Below are 26,958 nucleotides of genomic sequence, written 5' to 3' on the forward strand. Positions count from 1 at the left end.
GGATGCCATGAGAAGAGTTCTGACAACGCTGATGATTTTGCTGGTGGTGCTGGTGGCTGGCCTTTCAGCGTTGGTTCTGCTGGTAAACCCGAATGACTTCCGCACCTATATGGTGCGGCAGGTTGAGGCGCGCAGCGGTTACCAACTTAAGCTCGACGGGCCGCTGCGCTGGCACGTTTGGCCCCAGCTCAGCATTCTTTCTGGCCGCATGTCGTTGACCGCGCCGGGGGCGGCACAGCCGATCGTGGCGGCAGACAATATGCGCCTTGACGTGGCGCTCATTCCGCTCTTTTCCCATCAGCTTCAGGTCAATCAGGTGATGCTGAAAGGCGCGGTGATTCAGCTGACGCCGCAAACGGAAGCCGTACGCCAGCCGGACGCGCCGGTGGCACCGCGAGAAAATACGCTTCCTGACGTGCCGTCCGACACCGGCTGGTCGTTTGACATCGCGACCCTGAAGGTGGCCGACAGCGTGCTGGTCTTCCAGCACGAAAGCGACGAGCAGGTCACCGTTCGCGGCATCAACCTAAAAATGGAGCAGGATGCGAACCACGTCGGCACGCTCGATTTTTCTGGCCGGGTCAATCGCGATCAGCGTGACCTGACCCTCTCCCTGAACGCCAACATCGATGCATCCGATTACCCCCATCGCCTGATGGCCGATATCCAGCAGATGAACTGGCAGCTGACCGGGGCTGACCTCCCAGCCAAGGGCATTACCGGCCAGGGCACCCTTCAGGCCGTGTGGCATGAAGAACAAAAGCAGCTGGAGCTGGACAAGCTCGACCTGCAGGCCAACGACAGCAGCCTGAAAGGTCAGGCCAGCGTCCTGCTCGCCGAAAACCCTAAATGGGTCCTGGATCTCCAGTTCGACAAGCTGAACCTGGAGAATCTGCTTCCGCCGGAACCGGATAGCGCCGCAGCACTCGATAATGGACAGATCGGAAAAAACCCGATGTCGCAGTCGCGCCCGGTGATCTCCTCGAATCTCGAACAGCCTGACTACAACGGGCTGCGCGGCTTTACCGCCGATATTCTGCTGAAAGCCAACAGCGTGCGCTGGCGCGGCATTGACTTCACCGACGTCAGCGGCCAGATGTTTAACCACGGCGGCCTGCTGGTGATTTCCGAGCTGGCGGGCAAGATGGGGGCAGGGAATATCTCACTGCCGGGCACGCTGGACGTGCGCACGGATACCGCCAGCGCGGAGTTCAAGCCGCGCCTTGAAAACGTAGAGATTGGTACGATCCTCAACGCCTTTAACTATCCGATTGCGCTGACGGGGAAAATGTCGCTGGCAGGGGACTTCTCCGGCACCAAAATTGACGCCGAGGCGTTCCGCCGCAGCTGGCAGGGCCAGGCGCACGTTGCGCTCAAGGATACCCGCATGGAAGGGCTTAACTTCCAGCAGCTGGTGCAGCAGGCGGTCGAGCGCAGCAGCAGCGTGAAGGCGCAGGAGAATTATGACAGCGCCACGCGTCTCGACAGCTTTAGCACCGACCTGACGCTGAACAATGGAAACCTGTCCCTGAACGGGATGCAGGGCACGTCCTCTATGCTGGCGCTGACCGGGTCCGGCACGATGGACCTGGTAAAAGAGACGGCGGACACCCGCTTCAACGTTCGCGTGCTGTCAGGCTGGGAAGGGCAAAGCGAGCTGATTGATTTCCTGAAGGTTACGCCGATACCGCTCACCGTTTACGGTAAATGGCAGGCGCTGAACTACAGCCTGCAGGTCGACCAGATCCTGCGTAAGCATCTGCAGGATGAGGCAAAACGCCGCCTGAACGAGTGGGCGGATCGCAACAAGGATTCGCAGAACGGGAAGGACGTGAAGAAGCTGCTGGATAAGCTTTGATAGCGCGAGTGCCGGGTGGGATGTGCGGCCTGATGCCCTCACCCAAGCCCTCTCCCACGGGGAGAGGGAGTATTCGGTGCCAGACTGTAATTTGTGGGGAACCCTCAGCCCACGGGGAGAGGGGGCAAACAGTAAAAAAGGCAACGGCGTTGCCGTTTTGCTTTTATCTACACTTCATAATCCAGGTCATCCTCACCGCGCAGCGGAATAAGCTGCACCTTCTGCACGCGGTGGCTTTCAACCTGCAGCGTCTTAATCATGTAATCCCCCACCTGAACCTCTTCGCCCGGCGTGGGGATACGCTGCAGGTACTCCATGAGCAGCCCCGCGATGGTGTGGTACTCGCGCTTCTCATCAAGCGGCAGAGGAACAAACTGCACCAGATCTTCAAGCGGCATATGGCCGTTTGCCGTCCAGGTGCCGTCGGCGTTCTTCTGGATATCGTGACGGGCGTCGATCTCGTCCACCTCGTTCGGTAAATTCCCGGCGATGGTCTCCATCACGTCGCTGAGCGTCACCAGACCCTCCACGGAACCAAATTCATCCACCACGAACGCAAAGTGGGTGCGCGCGTTGCGGAACTGCTCCAGCGCGGAGAGCAGCGGTAGCCCCTCCGGGAACACCAGCGGCTGGCGCACCAGCGCGCGCAGGTTGAGCGGCTCGCCGTGAAGCTGCTGCTGCAGCAGGTCGATCACGTGCACCACGCCCAGCAGCTCCTCTTCCTCTTCACCGCCGGTGACCACCACGCGGGTGTGCTGATTTTTGTCCAGCAGGGCGCGCACGTGCTCTTCGGGCGCCGTCAGGTCGATATGCTCGATATCGTGGCGCGAGGTCATAATGCTGCTGACCGTACGCTGGTTCAGGTTCAGCACCCGCTCGATCATCCTCCGCTCCTGCGGGTTAAAGATCGGCTCGTCGCGATGGTCGGCCAGCATCGCGGAGGATTCCGCATCCAGCTCCGCGTCCTCTTTTTTCCCGCTGAGCAGGCGCATCACCGTGTCGGCCGTGCGCTGGCGCAGCGTCTGGTTGGCGGAGAGGAAGCGGCGGCGGTTAAACGACGCCAGCTGGTTAAGCGCTTCGATAATCACCGAGAAGCCAATCGCCGCGTACAGATAGCCTTTAGGAATGTAGAAGCCGAACCCGTCGGCCACCAGGCTAAAGCCGATCATCAGCAGGAAGCTCAGGCAGAGGATCACAATGGTCGGGTGGCTGTTCACAAACCGCGTCAGCGCCTTGCTGGCCATCACCATCAGCGTAATGGCGATGATCACGGCGGCCATCATTACCGCGAGGTGGTCCACCATCCCGACGGCGGTGATCACCGAGTCCAGCGAGAAGACGGCGTCCAGCACCACGATTTGCGCCACCACCGGCCAGAATTTGGCGCCCCGGCGCTGGGTCGGGTTTTCGCTGTCCTTGCCCTCAAGCCGCTCGTTGAGCTCCACCGTGGCTTTGAACAGCAGGAACAACCCGCCGAACAGCATGATCAGGTCCCGGGCGCTAAAGCTCAGGCCGTGAACGGTGAAGAGGGGAGTGGTCAGCGTCACCAGCCAGGAAATTGACGCCAGCAGCAGCAGGCGCATCACCATCGCCAGCAGCAGGCCGGTGACGCGCGCGCGGTCACGCTGCGCAGGGGGCAGTTTTTCCGCGAGGATAGCGATAAAAACCAGGTTATCAATACCGAGGACTAATTCAAGAACAACCAGCGTAACCAGCCCGGCCCAGATTGATGGATCGGCAATCCATTCCATAGTAATAGCAATACCTTCTGTTGTATGACCAATGTCACACTTCGATCATGGATAATATGCAGGAAAAATGCAATGCCATGCTGAGATTTCTCTTAATACTGCCGAGATATAAGATCGCCAAATAATGTGTCTGTAAATAAGCCAGTTGCGCAGAATATATTACATAGTTACGTATTTAGGAAATATCGCAGGCCAGGGCTTTTAATAATATTTTGTCAATATAAAGAAAATCCTAAAACCACGAAAACTTGCGCTTAATATTATTCTTAAAAACCAATATTAGGACGGTTGTCTCCTTGCCTGCTATTAGGTTAGCTGCAACAATTCTCCCAGCATCAAATGTTAAATTTCCTTGTTGCTATTATTGTTTCGGTCTGACGAGAAGGTTATTCATTTTCAGCCGACGTCAAACGTTGCTGAACTATTTTCCAAAAGACCTCATCCAAGAGGGAGTTTATCCATAACACATTGTTTAGTCAGTGGATTGGTAACTGAAAGCCAAGGGCGGTAGCGTGCCCGAAAGCGTGTGAGTCAGCCTCAATTATTCTGTCAATAGCCAATGGATGAATAAGCTTTTTTTAGGACTGATGCCAGTTATATTTCTTTCGTGTTAACTGCATTCTGAATGACATAACGATCCGCGCTTATTTAATTTGCACAGGATAATTACTCTGCCAAAGTGATAAATAATCAATGATGAAATCCAAAATGAAATTGATGCCATTATTGGTGTCTGTGACCTTGATGAGTGGTTGCACGGTGTTTCCCGGCAGCAATATGTCAACAATGGGAAAGGATGTGATTAAACAGCAGGATGCTGATTTTGACCTCGACAAAATGGTGAATGTGTATCCGTTAACCCCGCGTCTGGTTGAACAATTACGCCCGCGTCCAAATGTTGCGCAGCCGAATATGTCCCTGGATCAGGAAATCGCCAACTACCAGTATCGCGTCGGGCCGGGTGACGTCATTAACGTGACCGTCTGGGACCACCCCGAACTCACCACGCCAGCGGGTCAGTACCGCAGCTCAAGCGACACCGGCAACTGGGTGCAGTCTGACGGGACGATGTTCTATCCGTATATTGGCAAAGTGCATGTGGCAGGCAAAACGCTTGCCGAGATCCGTAGTGATATTACCGGCCGCTTAGCGCAGTACATCGCCGACCCGCAGGTAGACGTTAATATCGCCGCGTTCCGCTCGCAGAAAGCCTACATTTCCGGCCAGGTGAACAAGTCCGGCCAGCAGGCCATCACCAACGTTCCGCTGACCGTGCTGGACGCTATCAACGCCGCCGGCGGCCTGACCGACGGCGCCGACTGGCGCAACGTGGTGCTGACGCACGGCGGAAAAGAGCAGCGCATCTCGCTCCAGGCGCTGATGCAAAACGGCGATCTGACGCAAAACCGCCTGCTTTATCCGGGCGACATTCTCTACGTGCCGCGCAACGACGATCTGAAAGTGTTCGTGATGGGCGAAGTGAAGAAGCAGAGCACGCTCAAAATGGACTTCAGCGGCATGACCCTGACCGAAGCGCTGGGCAATGCGGAAGGCATCGACCTGACCTCCTCCAACGCCAGCGGCATCTTCGTGATCCGCCCTCTGAAGGACGACGCCAGCAGCAAAGGCAAGATTGCCAACATTTACCAGCTCGATATGTCCGACGCCACCTCGCTGGTGATGGCAACGTCGTTCCGCCTCCAGCCTTATGACGTGGTGTATGTCACTACCGCGCCGGTTGCCCGCTGGAACCGCCTGATCAACCAGTTGCTGCCAACCATCAGTGGCGTTCGCTACATGACGGATACGGCGCGCGACATTCACACCTGGTAAGCCGCGATGTTTAACAAAATTTTGGTGGTATGCGTGGGGAACATTTGCCGTTCCCCAACGGCTGAACGTCTGCTGAAGCAGTACCAGCCTGCGTTAACGGTTGATTCTGCGGGTCTGGGCGCGCTGGTCGGCAAAGGCGCCGACGAACGCGCCTCAAACGTCGCTCTGGATCATCACCTCTCCCTCGACGGGCACGTTGCCCGCCAGGTCACCGGCCGGATGTGTCGGGAATATGACCTGATCCTCGCGATGGAAAAGCGCCACATTCACGCGCTCTGCGATATCGCACCCGAAATGCGCGGCAAGGTGATGCTCTTTGGCCACTGGGACGGCGAGCGCGAAATTCCCGACCCGTATCGCAAGAGCCGTGAGGCATTTGAGGCGGTATACACCTTACTTGACCAGTCTGCCCAACAGTGGGCGCAGGCACTGAAAGCTCAGCAGGGATAACATGACAGAAAAAACAAAACCTTCTGCCGCCCCGACGTCGGGCAGTGATGAAATTGATATTGGCCGCCTGGTTGGCACCGTTGTCGAAGCGAAGTGGTGGGTGCTTGGGATCACCGCCGTATTTGCCGCCGCCGCGGTGATCTATACGCTTTTCGCCACCCCGATCTACAGCGCCGACGCGCTGGTGCAAATCGAACAAAACACCGGCAACTCGCTGGTGCAGGACATTGGCTCCGCGCTGGCGAACAAGCCGCCCGCCTCGGACGCTGAAATTCAGCTGATCCAGTCTCGCCTGGTGCTGGGAAAAACGGTTCACGATCTGGGCCTGGATATCTCCGTGACCAAAAATACCTTCCCGATCTTCGGCGCGGGCTGGGACAGGCTCATGGGCCGCAGCAATGACACGGTAAAAGTGAGCGATTTCGTGCTGCCGAAAGGGACAGGCGACCAAACCTTCACCCTTACCGTGCTAGGGCCAACCCGGTATCAGCTGACCAGCGACGCGGGCTTCAGCGCGCGCGGTGAAGTTGGGCAGATGCTGACCAAAGACGGCGTGAGCATGCGGGTCAGCGCGATCCACGCGCAGGAGGGCGGCGAGTTTACCGTCACCAAATTCTCCACGCTCGGGATGATCAACAACCTGCAAAACAACCTGACCGTGACGGAAAACGGTAAAGACACCGGCGTGCTGAGCATGACCTTTACCGGGGAAGATAAGGATCAGATCCGCGACATCCTCAACAGCATCACCCGCAACTACCTTGAGCAGAACGTTGAGCGCAAGTCGGCCGAGGCTGCGAAAAGCCTGGCCTTCCTCGGTAAACAGCTTCCTGAAGTGCGTGCTCGCCTGGACGACGCCGAAAACAAGCTGAACGCGTTCCGCCAGGATAAAGACTCCGTTGACCTGCCGCTGGAAGCGAAGTCCGTTCTCGACTCGATGGTCAACATCGACGCCCAGCTGAACGAGCTGACCTTTAAGGAAGCGGAAATCTCCAAGCTCTATACCAAGCGCCATCCGGCCTACCGCACGCTGCTGGAAAAACGCCAGACGCTGGAAGAAGAGAAGGCGAAGCTTAACAACCGCGTAACCGCCATGCCGAAAACGCAGCAGGAGATCGTTCGCCTGACGCGCGACGTGGAGTCCGGCCAGCAGGTTTACATGCAGCTGCTGAACAAGCAGCAGGAGCTGAAGATCACCGAGGCCAGCACCGTTGGCGACGTGCGCATCGTTGACCCGGCCATCACCCAGCCCGGCGTGCTGAAGCCAAAGAAAGCGCTGATTATTTTCGGCAGCATTATTCTCGGCCTGATGCTCTCCATCGTCGGCGTGCTGCTGCGCTCCCTGTTCAACCGCGGTATCGAAAGCCCGCAGGTGCTGGAGGAGAACGGTATCAGCGTCTACGCCAGCATCCCGCTGTCCGAGTGGCAGAAGTCGCGTGACAGCGTGAAAACCGTGAAGGGCGTTAAGCGCTACAAGCAGAGCCAGCTCCTTGCCGTGGGTAACCCGACCGACCTGGCGATTGAAGCGGTGCGCAGCCTGCGTACCAGCCTGCACTTCGCCATGATGCAGGCCAAGAATAACGTGCTGATGATGACCGGCGTCAGCCCGTCGATTGGTAAAACCTTCGTCTGCGCCAACCTGGCGGCGGTGGTGAGCCAGACCAACAAGCGCGTGCTGCTGATCGACTGCGATATGCGTAAGGGCTATACCCACGAGCTGCTGGGCACCAACAACGTTAACGGCCTGTCTGAAATTCTGCTCGGCAAAGGGGAAATCAGCGAAAGCGCTAAGCCGACCTCGATTCCTAAGTTCGACCTGATCCCGCGCGGCCAGGTGCCGCCGAACCCGTCCGAGCTGCTGATGAGCGAGCGCTTTACGCAGCTGATTGAATGGGCGAGCAAACACTATGACCTGGTGCTGATCGATACCCCGCCAATTCTGGCCGTGACCGATGCCGCCGTCGTGGGCCGCCATGCGGGCACCACGCTGATGGTGGCGCGCTATGCGGTTAACACGCTGAAGGAAGTGGAAACCAGCCTCAGCCGGTTCGAGCAAAACGGCATCGAGGTGAAAGGGGTGATCCTGAACTCCATCTTCCGCCGCGCGACCGGGTATCAGGATTACGGTTATTACGAGTACGAATATAAGTCTGACAGTAAATAACAAAATACCCACACCCCTCACCCTAACCCTCTCCCCACAGGGGAGAGGGGACTGTCCGGTGCGGGAGTTTGGGTATGAACATAATGACGACTACTGACTGCCTTTCACCCTCTCCCCTTTGGGGAGAGGGCTGGGGTGAGGGGAAGACCATGAACACACAACGCCCTTTAATTTCGATCTATATGCCGACATGGAACCGTCAGCAGCTGGCGATCCGCGCCATTAAGTCGGTGTTACGTCAGGATTACGATAACTGGGAGCTGATTATCGTCGACGACTGTTCATCCTCCTTCGAGCAGCTGCAAAAGTTTGTCGCCGACCTCAACGACCCGCGCGTGATGTATACGCACAACGCCATCAACTCCGGCGCGTGCGCGGTGCGCAACCAGGCGATTATGCAGGCGAAGGGCCAGTACCTGACCGGTATTGACGATGACGACGAGTGGACGCCGAACCGCCTGTCGATTTTCCTGTCGCACAAGGCGCAGCTGGTGACGCACGCGTTTTTATATGCCAACGACTACGTCTGCCAGGGCGAGGTGTACTCGCAGCCCGCGAGCCTGCCGCTGTACCCGAAATCGCCGTACTCTCGCCGCCTGTTCTACAAGCGCAACATTATTGGCAATCAGGTCTTTACCTGGGCATGGCGTTTTAAGGAGTGTCTGTTCGATACCGAGCTGAAGGCGGCGCAGGATTACGACATCTTCCTGCGCATGGTGGTGGAGTACGGCGAGCCGTGGAAGGTAGAGGAAGCCACGCAGATCCTGCACATCAACCACGGCGAAATGCAGATTACCTCGTCGCCGAAAAAATTCTCCGGCTACTTCCACTTTTACCGCAAGCACAAGGACAAGTTCGACCGCGCCAGCCGTAAATATCAGCTCTTCACCCTTTACCAGATCCGCAACAAGCGCATGAACTGGCGCACGCTGATAACGCTGCTGTCGGTACGCAACGGCAAGCGTCTGGCCGACGGGCTTCGGGGGAAATAATGTTTCTGGAAGATTGCCGCGCAAATAGCTGGAGCCTGCGCCCGTGCTGCATGGTTCTGGCCTATCGCATCGCGCACTTTTGCTCCGTATGGCGCAAGAAAAACGTGCTAAACAACATTTGGGCCGCGCCGGTGCTGGTGCTGTACCGCATCGTCACCGAGTGCATTTTTGGCTATGAGATTCAGGCTGCCGCCACCATCGGCCGACGCTTCACCATTCACCACGGCTATGCCGTCGTCATCAACAAGTTTGTCGTCGCGGGGGATGACTTCACCATTCGCCACGCCGTGACCATAGGCAACCGCGGGCCGGACAGCCTGGCCTGCCCGGTGATTGGCAACAACGTCGAGCTGGGGGCGAACGTGGTAATGATTGGCGACATCGCGATCGGCAATAACGTGACGATTGGCGCAGGCAGCGTGGTGCTGGACAGCGTTCCCGACAACGCGCTGGTGGTGGGCGAGAAGGCCCGCGTGAAGGTGATTGAATGAACATTCTGCAATTTAACGTGCGCCTCGCAGAGGGCGGGGCGGCAGGCGTGGCGCTGGATCTGCACCAGCGCGCGCTGCAACAGGGACTTCATTCGCGCTTTGTCTACGGCTACGGCAAGGGCGGCAAAAAAAGCGTCAGCCACGACAGCTATCCGCACGTCGTAAAGCAGACGCCGCGCCTGACCTCAATGGCCAACATTGCCCTGTTTCGCCTGTTCAACCGCGATCTGTTTGGCAACCTCAACAACCTTTACCGCACGGTCACCCGCACCAGCGGCCCGGTTGTGCTGCATTTCCACGTGCTGCACAGCTACTGGCTGAATCTGGAAGAGGTGGTGTCGTTTTGTGAAAACGTGCAGGCCCACAAGCCGGACACCCGCTTCGTCTGGACGCTGCACGACCACTGGAGCGTGACCGGGCGCTGCGCGTTTACCGACGGCTGCGAAGGCTGGAAAGATAACTGCCAGAAATGCCCGACGCTCAGCAACTATCCGCCGGTGAAGGTGGATCGCGCCCACCAGCTGGTAGCCGGCAAGCGCCAGCTGTTCCGCGAGATGCTTTCGCTCGGCTGCACCTTTATTTCACCGAGCCAGCACGTGGCGGACGCCTTTAACAGCCTGTACGGGGCAGGGCGCTGCAAAATTATCAATAACGGCATCGACGTGGCGACGGAAGAGATTCTGGCAGAGCTCACGCCGGTTGCGCAGACCGCAGGCAGGCCGAAAATTGCCGTGGTGGCGCACGACCTGCGCTACGACGGCAAAACTAACCAGCAGCTGGTGCGCGACATGATGGCGCTCGGCGACAAGATTGAGCTGCATACCTTCGGCAAATTTTCACCGTTTGACGGGGCCAACGTGGTGAACCACGGGTTTGAAACCGACAAGCGTAAGCTGATGAGCGCGCTGAATGAAATGGACGCGCTGGTGTTCAGCTCGCGCGTCGACAACTACCCGCTGATCCTCTGCGAAGCGCTTTCCATCGGCGTGCCGGTGATTGCGACCCACAGCGACGCGGCGCGTGAGGTGCTGGAAAAATCGGGCGGTAAAACCTTTGCGGAAAACGAGGTGCTGCCGCTGGTGCAGATGCCGAAGGCGGAGATTGCGCAGGCCGTTTTTGGCACTGACCTGGAATCGTTCCGCAAGCGCAGCCGCAAGGCCTACAGTGGACAACAGATGCTGGAGGAGTATGTCTCGTTCTATCAGAATCTGTAGCTATCTGCTGCTGCCGCTGATCTACCTGCTGGTCAACGTCAAGATTGCCCAGCTGGGCGAAAGCTTCCCGATTACCATCGTGACCTTCCTGCCGGTGCTGCTTTTACTCTACGTTGAGAAAATCAGCCTTAAGAAGCTGATGATCGCGCTGGGGCTTGGGTTTGGCCTGACGGCGTTTAACTACATCTTTGGCCAATCGCTGGATGCCAGCAAATACGTCACCTCCACCATGCTGTTCGTCTATATCGTGATTATTATCGGCATGGTGTGGAGTATTCGCTTTAAAACAATTTCTCCGCACAATTATCGGAAAATCCTCAGGTTCTTTTATATTGTCGTCGGGCTGATTGTTATGCTTGCCGCTATGGAGATGGCGCAAATTATTTTGACAGGCGGCAGCAGCCTGATGGAAATAATTTCGAAATATCTTATATACAGTAACAGCTATGTACTGAACTTCATTAAGTTTGGCGGGAAGCGTACTACGGCGCTTTATTTTGAACCGGCGTTCTTCGCTCTGGCGTTAATCTCAATTTGGCTCAGCATCAAACAGTTTGGTATCAAAACCCCTAAAACCGATGCTATGATTCTTGCAGGAATTGTTCTGTCGGGATCGTTCTCAGGGGTAATGACATTTATCCTGTTTTACCTGCTGGAGTGGGCCTTTCAGTACCTGAACAAAGACGCGATTAAGAAAAAGCTGCCGCTGGCGATTATCTCTCTGACGGTATTTTTAGTTGGCGTGATATTTGCCTTCCCGTACATCTCTGAACGTCTGGGAGATTTGGGAACGGAAGGGTCATCATCTTATTATCGCATCATTGGTCCACTGGTAATGGTGGGTTATTCCTTAACCCATATTGATGGCGTAGTAAGATTCGGCTCACTTTATGAATATGTTGCATCATTCGGAATCTTTAACGGTGCGGATGTCGGAAAAACCATAGACAATGGTCTGTATCTGCTGATTATTTATTTTTCGTGGTTCGCCGTACTGTTGACCCTGTGGTATCTGTTTAAAGTTTTCAAAATGATGATTAACGCGTTTGGTGATAACCAAAACTTCCGCGTGCAGCTTTATCTTTTTACGCCGGTGTCGCTGTTTTTTACCGGGTCAATATTTAGCCCGGAATATGCATTCTTGATTGTCTGTCCGTTTATTTTGCGCAAGGCGCTTAATATTACGCGCGTATGACGAAATGAGGTGATTTATGTTTCTTAGCGTGGTTACCGTCGCCTTTCGCAACTACGAAGGGGTGGTAAAAACCTGGCGCTCGCTGCGCAATCTGGCGCGCGATCCGAGTATCACCTTTGAGTGGATCGTGGTCGACGGCGGCTCAAACGACGGCACCGCAGAATTTCTGGAAAAACTCAACGGTGAGTTCAACTTACGCTACGTCAGCGAGAAAGATAAAGGCATCTACGATGCCATGAATAAAGGCATCAATATGGCGCAGGGCCGTTACGCCATCTTCCTGAACTCGGGCGATGTGTTCCATAACGATGTCGCGCTGTTTGTCCGCCAGCTGGCCCGTCAGAAAAAAGAGGCGCTGTATATTGGCGATGCGCTGCTCGATTTTGGCGAAGGGAATAAAGTGCTGCGTAGCGCAAAGCCGGGCTGGTATATCTACCACAGCCTGCCGGCGAGCCATCAGGCTATTTTCTTTCCGGTAAAAGGTCTGAAAAAACAGCCTTACGATTTGCAGTATAAAGTGTCTTCCGATTATGCACTGACCGCCAGCCTGTACAAGGCAGGCTATCCGTTCCGTCGAATTAAAGGGCTGGTGTCCGAATTTTCAATGGGCGGGGTGTCAACCTCGAATAATCTGGAATTATGTCAGGACGCAAAAAACGTGCAGCGCAAAATACTGCGCGTGCCGGGATTCTGGGCAGAACTCTCTTATTACCTGCGCCTGAAAACGACGGGTAAAGCCAAAACCTTATATAACAAAGCCTGAGATATAAGGAAACGTAATGCAGGAATTAAACGGATTCTCCGTGCCGAAAGGTTTTCGCGGCGCGGGCGGAATTAAGGTGCAGCTGTGGTGGGCGGTGCAGGCAACGTTATTTGCCTGGTCGCCGCAGGTACTGTACCGCTGGCGCGCATTTTTACTGCGCCTGTTTGGCGCAAAAATAGGAAAAAACGTAGTTATTCGCCCATCGGTAAAAATTACCTATCCGTGGAAATTAACCCTCGGGGATTATGCCTGGGTAGGCGATGACGCGGTGTTATATACCCTTGGCGACATTACCATTGGCGCAAATTCGGTAGTCTCACAGAAGTGTTATTTGTGTACCGGCAGCCACGATTTTATGAGCCCGCATTTTGATATTACCGCCACGCCTATTGTGATTGGCGAAAAATGCTGGCTGGCAACGGATGTCTTTGTTGCACCCGGCGTTTCTGTTGGCGACGGCACGGTTATTGGTGCCCGCAGCAGCGTTTTTAAATCGCTACCGGCAAATACAATTTGCCGTGGCAACCCCGCAGTGGTGATACGCGAACGCGTTGAAACTGAAAAACTTTGATAAGTACAGAGGAATATAAACATGTCTAAAGTCGCTCTCATCACCGGCGTTACCGGGCAGGATGGTTCTTACCTGGCAGAACTGCTGCTGGAAAAAGGGTATGAAGTTCACGGCATTAAGCGTCGTGCGTCTTCATTCAACACCGAGCGCGTGGATCACATCTATCAGGATCCGCACGCGGCAAACCCGAAATTCCACCTGCACTACGGCGACCTGACCGATACCTCCAACCTGACCCGCATCCTGCAGGAAGTGCAGCCGGATGAAGTGTACAACCTGGGCGCGATGAGCCACGTTGCGGTTTCTTTCGAATCCCCGGAATACACCGCAGACGTTGATGCCATGGGCACGCTGCGCCTGCTGGAAGCCATTCGCTTCCTCGGCCTTGAGAAGAAAACCCGCTTCTACCAGGCGTCCACCTCCGAGCTGTACGGCCTGGTGCAGGAAATCCCGCAGAAAGAGACCACGCCGTTCTACCCGCGCTCTCCGTATGCGGTCGCCAAACTGTACGCCTACTGGATCACCGTGAACTACCGTGAATCCTACGGCATGTATGCCTGTAACGGCATCCTGTTCAACCACGAATCCCCGCGCCGCGGCGAAACCTTCGTCACCCGCAAAATCACCCGCGCGATCGCCAACATCGCTCAGGGCCTGGAGTCCTGCCTGCACCTCGGCAACATGGATTCCCTGCGCGACTGGGGCCATGCGAAAGACTACGTGAAAATGCAGTGGATGATGCTGCAGCAGGACAAACCGGAAGACTTCGTGATCGCCACCGGCGTCCAGTACTCCGTTCGCCAGTTCGTGGAAATGGCCGCGGCACAGCTGGGCATCAAGCTGCGCTTTGAAGGCACCGGCGTGGATGAGAAAGGTATCGTGGTATCCGTGACCGGGCACGACGCGCCGGGCGTGAAGCCGGGCGACGTGATCGTTCAGGTTGACCCGCGCTACTTCCGCCCTGCCGAAGTGGAAACCCTGCTGGGCGACCCAACCAAAGCGCACGAGGTTCTGGGCTGGAAGCCGGAAACCACGCTGCAGGAGATGGTGTCCGAGATGGTGGCTAAAGATCTCGAAGCGGCGAAAAAACACTCCCTGCTGAAGTCCCATGGCTACGAGGTTGCCATCGCGCTGGAGTCCTGAGAATGACCAAACAACGTATTTTTGTTGCCGGCCACCGCGGCATGGTGGGCTCGGCGATTGTGCGCCAGCTTGAGCAGCGCGGCGACGTCGAGGTGATTGTCCGCACGCGCGACGAGCTAAACCTGCTCGATGGCAAAGCGGTGCAGGACTTTTTTGCCAACGAACGTATCGACCAGGTGTATCTGGCGGCGGCGAAGGTGGGCGGCATTGTCGCCAATAACACCTACCCGGCGGATTTCATCTACGAGAACATGATGATCGAGAGCAACATCATTCACGCGGCGCACCTGCACAACGTGAACAAGCTGCTGTTCCTCGGCTCATCCTGTATTTACCCGAAAATGGCGAAGCAGCCGATCGCCGAAAGCGAGCTGCTGCAGGGCACGCTGGAAGCGACCAACGAGCCCTACGCGATTGCCAAGATTGCCGGGATCAAGCTGTGCGAGTCCTACAACCGTCAGTACAACCGCGACTATCGCTCGGTGATGCCGACCAACCTGTACGGGCCGCACGACAATTTCCACCCGAGCAACTCGCACGTGATCCCGGCGCTGCTGCGCCGCTTCCACGAGGCGACCGCCGAGAGCGCGCCGGACGTGGTGGTGTGGGGCAGCGGCACGCCGATGCGCGAGTTCCTGCACGTGGACGACATGGCTGCGGCCAGCATTCACGTGATGGAGCTGGATCGCGAGGTGTGGCAGGAGAACACCGAGCCGATGCTGTCGCACATCAACGTGGGCACCGGCGTGGACTGCACCATCCGCGAGCTGGCGCAGACCATCGCGCAGGTGGTGGGCTACAAGGGCCGCGTGGTGTTTGACGCGACGAAACCGGACGGCACGCCGCGCAAGCTGCTGGACGTGACCCGTCTGCATCAGCTGGGCTGGTACCACGAGGTGTCGCTGGAGCAGGGGCTGGCCAGCACCTACCAGTGGTTCCTGGAAAACCAGCACCGCTTCCGGGGGTAACGATGTTTTTAAGTCAGGAAGATTTTGCCACGGTGGTGCGTTCCACTCCGCTCATCTCGATTGATTTGATCGTGGAGAACGAACGCGGCGAGTTCCTGCTGGGAAAACGAACCAACCGTCCCGCACAGGGCTTTTGGTTCGTGCCCGGCGGGCGCGTGCAGAAGGATGAGACGCTGGCAAACGCATTTGAGCGTCTCACCCTGGCGGAGCTGGGCCTTCAGCTGCCGATGGCGGCGGGCCAGTTTTACGGGGTCTGGCAGCACTTCTATGACGATAACTTTTCAGGCACCGGGTTCACCACGCACTACATCGTGCTGGGGTTCCGCCTGAAGGTGACTCAGGCAGACCTGCGTCTGCCTGATGCTCAGCATGACGACTACCGCTGGCTGGCACCGGACGCGCTGCTGGCGAGCGATAACGTTCACGACAACAGTCGGGCCTATTTCCTCGCGGAGCGTCAGGCCGAGGTGCCGGGCTTATGAAGATCCTCGTTTATGGAATCAACTACTCGCCGGAGCTGACCGGCATCGGCAAATACACCGGCGAGATGGTCGAGTGGATGGCGAGCCAGGGGCACGACGTCCGGGTCATTACCGCGCCGCCGTACTACCCGGAGTGGAAGGTGGGCGAGCGCTACTCGAGCTGGCGCTACCGCCGCGAAGAGGGGGCCGCCACCGTCTGGCGCTGCCCGCTGTACGTGCCGAAGCAGCCTTCAACGCTCAAGCGCCTGCTGCATCTGGGCAGCTTTGCCCTGAGCAGCTTCTTCCCGCTGATGGCGCAGCGTCGCTGGAAGCCGGACCGCATTATCGGCGTGGTGCCGACGCTGTTCTGCACGCCGGGCATGCGCCTGCTGGGCAAGCTCTCCGGCGCGCGTACCCTGCTGCACATCCAGGATTATGAAGTGGACGCGATGCTCGGCCTGGGCATGGCGGGCAAAGGCAAGGGCGGCAAGGTGGCGAAGCTCGCCAGCGCCTTCGAGCGCAGCGGGCTGCACAACGTCGACTACGTTTCGACCATCTCGCGCTCGATGATGAACAAGGCGCAGGAGAAGGGCGTGGCGGCGGAAAAGGTGATCTTCTTCCCGAACTGGTCCGAAGTGGCGCGCTTTCGCGACGTGACGGAGCAAGACGCTCAGTCGCTGCGCGCGCAGCTCGGCCTGCCTGATGACCATAAAATCATTCTTTACTCGGGCAACATTGGTGAAAAGCAGGGGCTGGAGACCGTCATCGAGGCGGCGCAGCAGCTGAGCGCACGCCCGCTGACGTTTGCCATCGTCGGGCAGGGCGGTGGTAAAGCGCGGCTGGAAAAAATGGCGCGCGAGCGCGGCCTGACCAACGTGAAATTCTTCCCGCTGCAGTCCTATGACGCGCTGCCCGCGCTGCTGAAGATGGGCGACTGCCATCTGGTGGTGCAAAAGCGCGGCGCGGCGGACGCGGTGCTGCCCTCCAAGCTGACCAACATTCTGGCGGTGGGCGGAAACGCGGTGATTACGGCTGAAGCCGAAACCGAATTAGGCCAGCTGTGCAACGGCTATCCCGGAATCGCCGTCTGCGTGGAGCCGGAGTCGGTTTCCGCGCTGGTGGCCGGAATCGAACGGGCGCTTGCCATGCCAAAAGAGAACACGGTGGCACGTGAATATGCCGAACGCACCCTCGAGAAAGAGAGCGTGCTGAGCCAATTTATTGCAGATATACGGGGATAAATCATGAGTCAAAGCAAACTGTATCCGGTCGTGATGGCTGGAGGCTCTGGTAGCCGGTTGTGGCCGCTGTCCCGCGTGCTCTATCCAAAACAGTTCCTCTGCCTGAAAGGGGATCTCACCATGCTGCAAACGACGGTTAACCGTCTGCACGGCGTGGAGTGTGAAAGCCCGGTGGTGATTTGTAACGAACAGCACCGCTTTATCGTTGCCGAGCAGCTGCGCCAGCTGAACAAACTCACCGAAAATATCATTCTGGAGCCTGCCGGACGAAACACCGCACCGGCCATCGCCCTGGCGGCGCTGGCGGCAAAGCGCAGCAGCCCGGACTGCGATCCGCTGATGCTGGTGCTCGCCGCTGACCACGTGATTCAGCAGGAAGACGCCTTCCGCGATGCGGTGCGCGCGGCCATTCCGTATGCCGAAAACGGCAAGCTGGTGACCTTCGGTATCGTGCCGGATCTCCCGGAAACCGGCTATGGCTACATCCGCCGCGGCGACGTGACGCCGGGCGAGGGCGACAGCGTGGCGTTTGACGTCGCGCAGTTCGTTGAAAAACCGAATCTGGAAACCGCGCAGGCCTACGTTGCCAGCGGGGAATATTACTGGAACAGCGGCATGTTCCTGTTCCGCGCCGGGCGTTACCTCGAGGAGCTGGAGAAATACCGTCCGGATATCCTGAACGCCTGCGAACGCGCGATGAACGTGACCGACCCGGATCTCGACTTTATCCGCGTCGACGAAAAATCCTTCCTCGCCTGCCCGGAAGAGTCTATTGACTACGCGGTGATGGAGCGCACCGCCGACGCGGTGGTGGTGCCGATGGACGCGGGCTGGAGCGACGTTGGCTCATGGTCATCCCTGTGGGAGATCAGCGCGCATACCCCGGAGGGTAACGTCCACCATGGTGATGTGATCAGCCATAAAACGGAAAACAGCTACGTGTATGCGGAGTCCGGGCTGGTGACCACGGTGGGCGTGAAGGATCTGGTGGTGGTGCAAACCAAAGACGCCGTGCTGATTGCCGACCGTAACGCGGTGCAGGACGTGAAGAAGGTCGTGGAGCAGATCAAGGCCGACGGCCGCCACGAGCACCACATTCACCGTGAGGTTTATCGTCCGTGGGGCAAATACGACTCCATCGACGCGGGCGAGCGCTATCAGGTGAAACGCATCACCGTGAAGCCGGGCGAGGGGCTGTCGGTGCAGATGCACCATCACCGCGCCGAGCACTGGGTGGTGGTGGCGGGTACCGCCAAAGTGACCATCGACGGTGACGTGAAGCTGCTCGGTGAGAACGAATCTATCTACATTCCGCTGGGCGCGACGCACTGCCTCGAAAACCCGGGGAAAATTCCGCTCGACCTGATTGAGGTGCGCTCCGGTTCGTATCTGGAAGAAGACGACATCGTTCGCTTCCAGGACCGCTACGGCCGGGTATAGCACCGTTTTAACGCCGGATGACGCTTCGCTTATCCGGCCTACGAATGAATAAAAACAATTTTGCCTGTTAATCGGGCGGGCCAACTGTTGCCTGAAAAAGGGGTCATCATGGAAAAGTTAACCTGTTTTAAAGCCTACGATATCCGCGGCAAGCTGGGCGAAGAGCTGAACGAAGACATTGCGTGGCGCATCGGCCGCGCGTACGGCGAATACCTGAAGCCAGGAACCATCGTGCTGGGCGGCGACGTGCGCCTGACCAGCGAATCCCTGAAGCTGGCGCTGGCCAAAGGGCTGCAGGACGCGGGCGTGGACGTGCTGGATATCGGCCTGTCCGGCACCGAAGAGATTTACTTTGCCACCTTCCACCTGGGCGTGGACGGCGGTATCGAAGTGACCGCCAGCCATAACCCGATGGACTATAACGGCATGAAGCTGGTGCGCAAGGGCGCGCGCCCGATCAGCGGCGATACCGGCCTGCGCGACGTGCAGCGCCTGGCGGAAGCCAACGACTTCCCGCCGGTGGATGAAGCGAAACGCGGCAGCTACAGGCAGATCAATCTGCAAAAAGAGTATATCGACCACCTGCTCGGCTACATCAACGTGGCGAACCTGAAGCCGCTGAAGCTGGTGATCAACGCCGGCAACGGCGCGGCGGGCCCGGTGGTGGACGCCCTGGAGGCGCGCTTTAAGGCGCTGAACGTGCCGGTGACGTTTATCAAGGTACACAACACCCCGGACGGCAACTTCCCGAACGGTATTCCTAACCCGCTGCTGCCCGAGTGCCGCGATGACACCCGTAATGCGGTGATTGAGCACGGCGCGGACATGGGCATCGCCTTTGACGGCGATTTCGACCGCTGCTTCCTGTTCGACGAGAAAGGGCAGTTCATTGAAGGCTACTACATCGTCGGCCTGCTGGCGGAGGCGTTCCTCGAGAAGAACCCGGGCGCAAAAATCATTCACGATCCGCGTCTCTCCTGGAACACCGTCGACGTGGTGAGCGCCGCGGGCGGCGAGCCGGTGATGTCGAAAACCGGTCACGCCTTCATCAAAGAGCGCATGCGCGAAGAGGACGCCATCTACGGCGGCGAGATGAGCGCCCACCACTACTTCCGTGACTTTGCCTACTGCGACAGCGGGATGATCCCGTGGCTGCTGGTGACCGAGCTGCTGTGCCTGAAGGGCCAGACGCTGGGCGAGCTGGTGCGCGACCGCATGGCGGCGTTCCCGGCGAGCGGTGAAATCAACAGCAAGCTGGCCGCGCCCGCCGAGGCGATTGCCCGCGTGGAGCACCACTTTGCGATCCACGCCCTGGAAATCGACCGCACCGACGGGATCAGCATGTCGTTCCCGCAGTGGCGCTTCAACCTGCGCTCGTCAAATACCGAGCCGGTGGTGCGCCTGAACGTGGAGTCGCGCGCGGATGCGGCGCTGATGGAAGCGCGAACGAAGGACATTCTGGCGCTGTTGAATCAGTAATACCAAAACCTAAAACCTGCCCCTCACCCTAACCCTCTCCCCAGAGGGGAGAGGGAACGTAAACACCCTCTCCCCTCTGGGGAGAGGGTCGGGGTGAGGGGCGGGGTTCGGGTTTTGAACTAAAGGAACAACGATGACGAATCTAAAAAAGCGCGACCGAGCGAGAACGAATGCATCGTTAATCTCTATGGTGCAGCGATTTTCTGATATCACCATCATGGTCGGCGGATTGTGGCTGGTGTGTCAGGTTAGCGGACAGCCGTTCTTATATATGCACCTGCTGATGGCGCTGATCGCGCTGGTGGTGTTCCAGATGATCGGCGGAATGACCGATTTTTACCGCTCGTGGCGCGGCGTGAAGATAACGACCGAGCTGATGCTGCTGCTGCAAAACTGGACCCTGAGCCTGATTTTCAGCGCCGGGCTGGTGGCCTTCAGCCATGCTTTCGATAACCGCCTCGTCACCTATCTGAGCTGGTATCTGCTCACCAGCGTTGGGATGGTGGTCTGCCGCTCGCTGATTCGCTTTGGCGCAGGCTGGCTGCGCAACCGCGGCTATAACACCCGCTACGTGGCCGTGGCCGGTGATTTGCCGGTAGGGCAGGTGCTGCTCGACAGCTTCCGCAAAGAGCCGTGGCTGGGCTTTGAGGTCGTCGGGGTTTATCACGATGCGAAGCCTGGCGGCGTGCCCGCGGAATGGGCGGGCAGCTACGATCAGCTTATCGACGACGCGAAGGCCGGTAAAATTCACAACGTCTATATCGCGATGCAGATGAAGGACGAGACGCGCATCAAAGCGCTGATGCGCGAGCTGGCGGATACCACCTGCTCGGTGATCCTCATTCCGGACGTCTTTACCTTCAACATCCTTCACTCCCGCATTGAAGAGGTGAACGGCGTTCCCGTCGTTCCGCTGTACGACACGCCGCTGTCAGGCATCAACCGCGTGCTGAAGCGCGCGGAAGATATTGTGCTTTCGTCGCTGATCCTGCTGCTGATCTCCCCGGTGCTGTGCTGCATTGCGCTGGCGGTGAAATTGACCTCGCCTGGCCCGGTGATCTTCCGCCAGACCCGCTACGGCATGGACGGCAAGCCGATCATGGTGTGGAAATTCCGCTCCATGAAGGTGATGGAAAACGACAAGGTGGTCACCCAGGCGACGCAAAACGATCCGCGCGTAACCCGCGTGGGCAACTTCCTGCGCCGCACCTCGCTGGACGAGCTGCCGCAGTTTATCAACGTCTTTACCGGCGGGATGTCCATCGTCGGGCCGCGTCCGCACGCGGTCGCCCACAACGAGCAGTACCGTTCGCTGATTGAGGGCTACATGCTGCGCCACAAGGTGAAGCCGGGCATTACCGGCTGGGCGCAGATCAACGGCTGGCGCGGCGAGACCGATACCCTGGAAAAAATGGAAAAACGCGTCGAGTTCGACCTGGAGTACATCCGCGAGTGGAGCCTCTGGTTTGATATCAAGATCGTCTTTCTGACCGTGTTCAAAGGTTTTGTTAACAAAGCGGCGTACTGAGATGAGCTTACGAGAAAAAACCATCAGCGGCGCGAAGTGGTCAGCGATGGCGACCATCGTCATCATCGGCCTTGGCCTGGTGCAAATGACGGTGCTGGCGCGCATCATTGATAATCACCAGTTCGGCCTGCTGACCGTCTCGCTGGTGATTATCGCCCTCGCCGATACGCTGTCCGACTTTGGTATTGCCAACTCGATTATCCAGCGCAAGGAGATTAGCCATCTGGAGCTGACCACGCTCTACTGGCTCAACGTTGGGCTGGGGATTGTTGTGTTTGTGCTGGTCTTCCTGCTGAGCGACGTGATTGCGCAGGTGCTCCACAACCCGGATCTGGCCCCGCTCATGCGCGCGCTGTCGTTCGCGTTTGTGCTGATCCCGCACGGGCAGCAGTTCCGCGCGCTGATGCAAAAAGAGCTGGAGTTCAACAAGATCGGCATGATTGAGACCAGCGCCGTGCTGGCGGGCTTTACCTTTACCGTGGTCAGCGCCCATTTCTGGCCGCTGGCGATGACCGCCATTCTCGGCTACCTGGTGAACTCCGCCGTGCGCACGCTGCTGTTCGGCTACTTTGGCCGCAAGATCTACCGCCCGGGGCTGCACTTCTCGCTGGCGTCCGTGTCGTCCAACCTGCGCTTCGGCGCGTGGCTGACGGCGGACAGCATCATCAACTACGTCAATACCAACCTTTCCACCCTGGTGCTGGCGCGTATTCTTGGGGCGAGCGTCGCGGGGGGCTACAACCTGGCCTATAACGTCGCCGTTGTGCCGCCGATGAAGCTGAACCCGATTATCACCCGCGTGCTGTTCCCGGCGTTCGCCAAGATCCAGGACGACACCGAGAAGCTGCGCGTGAACTTCTACAAGCTGCTCTCGGTGGTGGGGATTATCAACTTCCCGGTGCTGCTGGGGCTGATGGTCGTCTCCAGTAATTTCGTGCCGCTGGTGTTTGGCGAGAAGTGGAACAGCATCATTCCGATCCTGCAGCTGCTGTGCGTGGTGGGGCTGCTGCGCTCCGTGGGTAACCCGATCGGCTCGCTGCTGATGGCGAAGGCCCGCGTGGATATCAGCTTCAAGTTTAACGTCTTTAAAACCTTCCTGTTCATTCCGGCGATTATCGTCGGCGGGCATACGGCGGGCGCCATCGGGGTAACGATCGGCTTCCTGCTGGTGCAAATCATCAATACCGTGCTGAGCTACTTCGTGATGATCAAACCGGTGCTGGGCTCCAGCTACCGGCAGTACATCCTGAGCCTGTGGCTGCCGTTTTATCTTTCGCTGCCCACGCTTGCGGTGAGCTTTGGCCTGGGCATCGTGCTCAACGGCCATCTGCCGCTGGCCGCGCTGCTGGCGGTGCAGGTCGCCGCGGGCGCGCTGGCGTTCGGCGTGATGATTGTGCTCTCGCGCAACGCGCTGGTGGTAGAGATGAAGCGCCAGTTTTGCCGTAACGAAAAAATGAAAACGCTGCTTCGCGCAGGCTAGTTCTTTAAGAGGCCATTATGAAATTACTGATTCTTGGCAACCATACCTGCGGCAACCGTGGCGACAGCGCCATTCTGCGCGGTTTACTGGATGCGATTAACACACTCAATCCTGACACCGAAGTGGACGTGATGAGCCGTTATCCGGTCAGCTCGTCCTGGCTGCTGAACCGCCCGGTGATGGGCGATCCGCTGTACGGCCAGATGAAGCAGCACAACAATGCCGCGGGCGTGATGGGGCGCGTCAAAAAAGTGCTGCGCCGCCGCTACCAGCACCAGGTGCTGCTCTCCCGCGTGACCGACACCGGCAGGCTGCGCAACATCGCGATTGCCCAGGGCTTTACCGACTTCGTTCGCCTGCTGTCCGGCTACGACGCCATTATTCAGGTAGGCGGATCGTTCTTCGTCGACCTCTACGGCGTGCCGCAGTTCGAACACGCGCTCTGCACCTTTATGGCGAAAAAGCCGCTGTTTATGATTGGCCACAGCGTCGGGCCGTTCCAGGACCCGCAGTTTAACCAGCTGGCGAACTACGTGTTTGGCCACTGCGACGCGCTGATCCTGCGCGAGTCCGTGAGCCTCGATCTGATGAAGCGCAGCGACATCGACACCTCCAAAGTGGAGCACGGCGTCGACACGGCGTGGCTGGTGGACCATCAGGACGACAGCTTCCAGGCGAGCTACGCGGTGCAGCACTGGCTGGACGTGGCGGCGAAGCAGAAAACCGTGGCGATTACCCTGCGCGAGCTGGCTCCGTTCGACAAGCGTCTCGGTACCACTCAGGCTGCCTACGAGAAAGCGTTCGCCGAGGTGGTAAACCGCGTGCTGGACAGCGGCTACCAGGTGCTGGCGCTCTCTACCTGCACCGGCATCGACAGCTACAACAAGGATGACCGCATGGTGGCGCTCAACCTTCGCGGCCTGGTCAACGACCCGTCCCGCTATCACGTGGTGATGGACGAGCTGAACGATCTGGAGATGGGCAAGCTGCTTGCAGCCTGCGACCTGACCGTGGGCACGCGCCTGCACTCGGCGATTATCTCCATGAACTTTGGCACCCCCGCCATTGCTATCAACTACGAACACAAGTCTGCGGGCATCATGCAGCAGCTCGGCATGCCGGAAATGGCGGTGGATATTCGCCACCTGCTGGACGGCTCCCTCGGGGCGATGGTCGGCGATACGCTCGGCCAGCTGCCTGCCATCAACGAGCGCCTGGCCGCGGCGGTGAAAGCCGAGCGCGAAAAGGGCATCGCGATGGTGAAATCCGTGCTGGATCGCGTCGGGGAGGGGAAATGAAGGTTGGCTTTTTCCTGCTGAAATTCCCCCTGTCGTCCGAGACCTTCGTGCTGAACCAGATCACCGCGTTTATCGATATGGGATACGACGTGGAGATTGTCGCCCTGCAGAAGGGCGACACGCAAAACACCCATGCGGCGTATACCCAGTATGGGCTGGAGGCGAAAACCCGCTGGCTGCAGGACGAGCCGAGCGGGCGGATAAAGAAGCTGCGCTATCGCGCCGGCCAGACGCTGCGCGGCATCCATCGCCCTTCGACCTGGCGGGCGCTTAACGTCTCTCGCTACGGGGCGGAATCCCGCAACCTTATTCTTTCTGCCATTTGCGGGCAAACCCAGACGCCGTACCGCGCGGACGTGTTTATCGCCCACTTTGGCCCGGCGGGGGTTACGGCGGCCAAGCTGCGCGAGCTGGGCGTGATCGAAGGCAAAATCGCAACCATTTTCCACGGCATCGACATCTCCAGCCGTGAGGTGCTGAACCACTACACGCCGGAGTACCAGCAGCTGTTTCGCCGCGGCGACATGATGCTGCCGATCAGCGACCTGTGGGCCGGACGCCTGAAGACCATGGGCTGCCCGAGCGAGAAGATCGCCGTCTCGAGAATGGGCGTGGATATGGAACGCTTTACCCAGCGTCCGGTGAAGGTGCCGGGCAAGCCGCTGCAGATTATCTCCGTGGCGCGCCTCACTGAGAAAAAGGGGCTGCACGTGGCGATTGAGGCCTGCCGCCAGCTTAAGGCGCGCGGCGTTGATTTTCGCTACCGCATCCTCGGCATTGGCCCGTGGGAACGCCGGCTGCGCACGCTGATCGAGCAGTATCAGCTGGACGACCTGGTCGAGATGCCCGGCTTTAAGCCGAGCCACGAGGTGAAGGCAATGCTTGACGAGGCGGACGTGTTCCTGCTGCCCTCCGTCACGGGAACCGATGGCGATATGGAAGGGATACCGGTGGCGCTGATGGAGGCGATGGCGGTAGGCATTCCGGTGGTGTCGACGCTGCACAGCGGCATTCCCGAGCTGATCACGTCCGAGCATTCCGGCTGGCTGGTGCCTGAAAACAACGCGCTGGCGCTCGCCGACCGCCTGGCCGCATTCAGTGATATTGACCAGCAGACGCTGGTACCCGTGCTGCGCAATGCCCGACAAAAGGTCGAGGCTGATTTTAACCAGCAGGCGATCAATCGCCGGCTCGCGAGCCTGCTTCAAACGCTGTAACGCCGAGGTTGTATGCTGAAAAAGATTACCCGACGCCATTTTGTATCAACGCTGTCCGTTCTTGCAGCCATGCCGCTCCTGCCGCTTCGCACCGCGCGGGCGGCAGGCGGAAAGACCGTCTCCGTTAATCAGTACAATAACAACGACTGGATCGCCGCCTTTAAGCAGGCGTTTAGCGAAGGCGATACCGTTGTTGTCCCCGCCGGGGTGACCTGTGAAAACATCAACACCGGCATTTTTATTCCTGACGGCAAAACGCTGCTGATCCGCGGCGCGCTGACCGGCAACGGCCGCGGACGGTTCGTGCTGCAGGAAGGGAGTAAGGTTATCGGTGAAGGGAAGGGGCGTACCGAGAACATTACGCTCGACGTGCGCGGCTCTGACTGCGTAATAAAGGGGCTGGCGATGAGCGGTTTTGGCCCGGTTACGCAGATTTATATCGGCGGTAAAAAGCCGAAAGTCATGCGCAACCTGCTCATTGATGACATCCACGTAAGCCAGGCCAACTACGCCATCCTGCGCCAGGGGTTTCACAATCAGGTGGACGGCGCACGGATCACCAACAGTACGTTTAGCCACCTGCAGGGCGATGCCATCGAGTGGAACGTCGCCATTAACGATCGCAACATTCTGATTTCCGACCACGTAATCGACAACATTAACTGCACTAACGGCAAGATAAACTGGGGGATTGGCATCGGCCTCGCGGGCAGCACCTACGATAACGACTACCCTGAAAAGCAAACCGTAAAAAACTTTGTGGTGGCAAATATCACGGGAAGTAACTGTCGACAGCTTGTTCACGTTGAGAACGGGAAACATTTTATTATCCGTAATATAAAGGCCGTCAATATCACACCTGACTTCAGTAAAAAAGCGGGAATAGATAACGCAACCGTCGCGATATATGGCTGTGATAATTTCGTTATTGATAATGTGGATATGGTAAACAGCGCCGGAATGCTCATTGGTTATGGCGTCATCAAAGGCGATTACCTGTCGATACCCCAGAACTTTAGGCTCAACGGTATTCGTCTGGACAACCGCAGGCTTGCCTATAAGCTGCGCGGGATACAGATTTCCTCCGGGAACGCGACCTCGTTTGTCGCCATCACCAACGTGGATATGCAGCGCGCAACGCTTGAGCTGCACAACAAGCCGCAGCACCTTTTCTTACGCAATATCAATGTGATGCAGGAGGCTGCGGTAGGCCCTGCGCTGAAGATCAATTTCGATCTGCGTAAGGACGTGCGCGGTAAGTTTATGGCCAAAGACGAGACGCTGCTGTCGCTTGCGAACATCCATGCGGTGAATGAGAAGGGGCAAAGCTCGGTGGATATCGACCGGGTGGACCAGCAGGTGGTGAATACGGAGCGGCTGAATTTTGCGCTTCCGTCCAGCAGAAAATGATGCTTTAGACT

The 26,958-nt window shown here is 58.0% G+C and carries 22 protein-coding genes; 21 read left to right on the top strand and 1 reads right to left on the bottom strand.

Annotated elements, in window-relative coordinates; translation table 11 throughout:
* Positions 1 to 7: 7 nt before the first annotated feature.
* Positions 8 to 1,858, top strand: coding sequence for an outer membrane assembly protein AsmA (asmA, locus tag DBY73_RS06905; protein ID WP_112010442.1), 1,851 nt, complete (start codon positions 8 to 10; stop codon positions 1,856 to 1,858).
* Between the two features lie 167 nt (positions 1,859 to 2,025).
* Here the strand turns inward: asmA and DBY73_RS06910 are convergent, their stop codons facing one another.
* A complete protein-coding gene (locus tag DBY73_RS06910) occupies positions 2,026 to 3,609 on the bottom strand; it encodes a TerC family protein (RefSeq protein ID WP_112010443.1) in 1,584 nt (527 codons plus the stop codon).
* A gap of 693 nt (positions 3,610 to 4,302) precedes the next feature.
* Between DBY73_RS06910 and DBY73_RS06915 the strand changes: the two genes are divergently transcribed.
* From DBY73_RS06915 to wcaM, 20 genes are all read left to right on the top strand, one after another.
* Complete coding sequence (locus DBY73_RS06915; protein ID WP_112010444.1) at positions 4,303 to 5,442, top strand: polysaccharide export protein; 1,140 nt, start codon at positions 4,303 to 4,305, stop codon at positions 5,440 to 5,442.
* Between the two features lie 6 nt (positions 5,443 to 5,448).
* Positions 5,449 to 5,892 (top strand): low molecular weight protein-tyrosine-phosphatase Wzb, encoded by a 444-nt coding sequence (gene wzb, locus DBY73_RS06920; protein ID WP_112010445.1) that lies wholly within the window; start codon positions 5,449 to 5,451, stop codon positions 5,890 to 5,892.
* Position 5,893: 1 nt separating this feature from the next.
* The gene (gene wzc / locus DBY73_RS06925; RefSeq protein WP_112010446.1) at positions 5,894 to 8,056 is read left to right on the top strand and encodes a tyrosine-protein kinase Wzc; all 2,163 of its coding nucleotides are present in this window, start codon (positions 5,894 to 5,896) and stop codon (positions 8,054 to 8,056) included.
* 149 nt (positions 8,057 to 8,205) lie between these two features.
* On the top strand, positions 8,206 to 9,048 hold the full coding sequence (gene wcaA, locus DBY73_RS06930) for a colanic acid biosynthesis glycosyltransferase WcaA (protein WP_112010447.1): 843 nt from the start codon (positions 8,206 to 8,208) through the stop codon (positions 9,046 to 9,048).
* On the top strand, positions 9,048 to 9,539 hold the full coding sequence (gene wcaB / locus DBY73_RS06935; RefSeq protein ID WP_112010448.1) for a colanic acid biosynthesis acetyltransferase WcaB: 492 nt from the start codon (positions 9,048 to 9,050) through the stop codon (positions 9,537 to 9,539). The genes wcaA and wcaB overlap by 1 nt, the downstream gene beginning before the upstream one ends.
* Positions 9,536 to 10,753, top strand: a complete 1,218-nt coding sequence (gene wcaC / locus DBY73_RS06940; RefSeq protein WP_112010449.1) for a colanic acid biosynthesis glycosyltransferase WcaC — start codon at positions 9,536 to 9,538, stop codon at positions 10,751 to 10,753. Before wcaB ends, wcaC begins: the two co-directional genes overlap by 4 nt.
* Complete coding sequence (gene wcaD, locus DBY73_RS06945) at positions 10,728 to 11,948, top strand: colanic acid polymerase WcaD (RefSeq protein ID WP_112010450.1); 1,221 nt, start codon at positions 10,728 to 10,730, stop codon at positions 11,946 to 11,948. Before wcaC ends, wcaD begins: the two co-directional genes overlap by 26 nt.
* A gap of 16 nt (positions 11,949 to 11,964) precedes the next feature.
* On the top strand, positions 11,965 to 12,711 hold the full coding sequence (gene wcaE, locus DBY73_RS06950) for a colanic acid biosynthesis glycosyltransferase WcaE (RefSeq protein WP_112010451.1): 747 nt from the start codon (positions 11,965 to 11,967) through the stop codon (positions 12,709 to 12,711).
* Between the two features lie 16 nt (positions 12,712 to 12,727).
* Positions 12,728 to 13,282, top strand: a complete 555-nt coding sequence (gene wcaF, locus DBY73_RS06955; RefSeq protein ID WP_112010452.1) for a colanic acid biosynthesis acetyltransferase WcaF — start codon at positions 12,728 to 12,730, stop codon at positions 13,280 to 13,282.
* Between the two features lie 21 nt (positions 13,283 to 13,303).
* Positions 13,304 to 14,425 (top strand): GDP-mannose 4,6-dehydratase, encoded by a 1,122-nt coding sequence (gmd, locus tag DBY73_RS06960; RefSeq protein WP_112010453.1) that lies wholly within the window; start codon positions 13,304 to 13,306, stop codon positions 14,423 to 14,425.
* Positions 14,426 to 14,427: 2 nt separating this feature from the next.
* Positions 14,428 to 15,393 carry a GDP-L-fucose synthase gene (locus DBY73_RS06965; RefSeq protein WP_112010454.1) on the top strand — a complete coding sequence of 322 codons (966 nt, stop codon included), beginning with the start codon at positions 14,428 to 14,430 and terminating at the stop codon, positions 15,391 to 15,393.
* 2 nt (positions 15,394 to 15,395) lie between these two features.
* Complete coding sequence (locus DBY73_RS06970) at positions 15,396 to 15,875, top strand: GDP-mannose mannosyl hydrolase (RefSeq protein ID WP_112010455.1); 480 nt, start codon at positions 15,396 to 15,398, stop codon at positions 15,873 to 15,875.
* On the top strand, positions 15,872 to 17,095 hold the full coding sequence (gene wcaI / locus DBY73_RS06975; RefSeq protein ID WP_112010456.1) for a colanic acid biosynthesis fucosyltransferase WcaI: 1,224 nt from the start codon (positions 15,872 to 15,874) through the stop codon (positions 17,093 to 17,095). The genes DBY73_RS06970 and wcaI overlap by 4 nt, the downstream gene beginning before the upstream one ends.
* Before the next feature lie 3 nt (positions 17,096 to 17,098).
* Positions 17,099 to 18,535 carry a mannose-1-phosphate guanyltransferase gene (gene cpsB, locus DBY73_RS06980; RefSeq protein ID WP_112010457.1) on the top strand — a complete coding sequence of 479 codons (1,437 nt, stop codon included), beginning with the start codon at positions 17,099 to 17,101 and terminating at the stop codon, positions 18,533 to 18,535.
* 108 nt (positions 18,536 to 18,643) lie between these two features.
* The gene (cpsG, locus tag DBY73_RS06985) at positions 18,644 to 20,014 is read left to right on the top strand and encodes a colanic acid biosynthesis phosphomannomutase CpsG (RefSeq protein ID WP_112010458.1); all 1,371 of its coding nucleotides are present in this window, start codon (positions 18,644 to 18,646) and stop codon (positions 20,012 to 20,014) included.
* A 133-nt stretch (positions 20,015 to 20,147) separates the two neighbouring features.
* Complete coding sequence (wcaJ, locus tag DBY73_RS06990; RefSeq protein ID WP_112010459.1) at positions 20,148 to 21,542, top strand: undecaprenyl-phosphate glucose phosphotransferase; 1,395 nt, start codon at positions 20,148 to 20,150, stop codon at positions 21,540 to 21,542.
* A 1-nt stretch (position 21,543) separates the two neighbouring features.
* The gene (wzxC, locus tag DBY73_RS06995; RefSeq protein ID WP_112010460.1) at positions 21,544 to 23,022 is read left to right on the top strand and encodes a colanic acid undecaprenyl disphosphate flippase WzxC; all 1,479 of its coding nucleotides are present in this window, start codon (positions 21,544 to 21,546) and stop codon (positions 23,020 to 23,022) included.
* Between the two features lie 17 nt (positions 23,023 to 23,039).
* Positions 23,040 to 24,320 (top strand): colanic acid biosynthesis pyruvyl transferase WcaK, encoded by a 1,281-nt coding sequence (gene wcaK / locus DBY73_RS07000; RefSeq protein ID WP_112010461.1) that lies wholly within the window; start codon positions 23,040 to 23,042, stop codon positions 24,318 to 24,320.
* A complete protein-coding gene (gene wcaL / locus DBY73_RS07005; RefSeq protein WP_112010462.1) occupies positions 24,317 to 25,537 on the top strand; it encodes a colanic acid biosynthesis glycosyltransferase WcaL in 1,221 nt (406 codons plus the stop codon). Before wcaK ends, wcaL begins: the two co-directional genes overlap by 4 nt.
* A 12-nt stretch (positions 25,538 to 25,549) precedes the next feature.
* On the top strand, positions 25,550 to 26,947 hold the full coding sequence (gene wcaM / locus DBY73_RS07010; RefSeq protein ID WP_112010463.1) for a colanic acid biosynthesis protein WcaM: 1,398 nt from the start codon (positions 25,550 to 25,552) through the stop codon (positions 26,945 to 26,947).
* Positions 26,948 to 26,958 lie beyond the last annotated feature (11 nt).

The sequence above is a fragment of the Enterobacter sp. RIT418 genome (assembly GCF_003057745.1).
Classification (GTDB): Bacteria; Pseudomonadota; Gammaproteobacteria; order Enterobacterales; family Enterobacteriaceae; genus Enterobacter.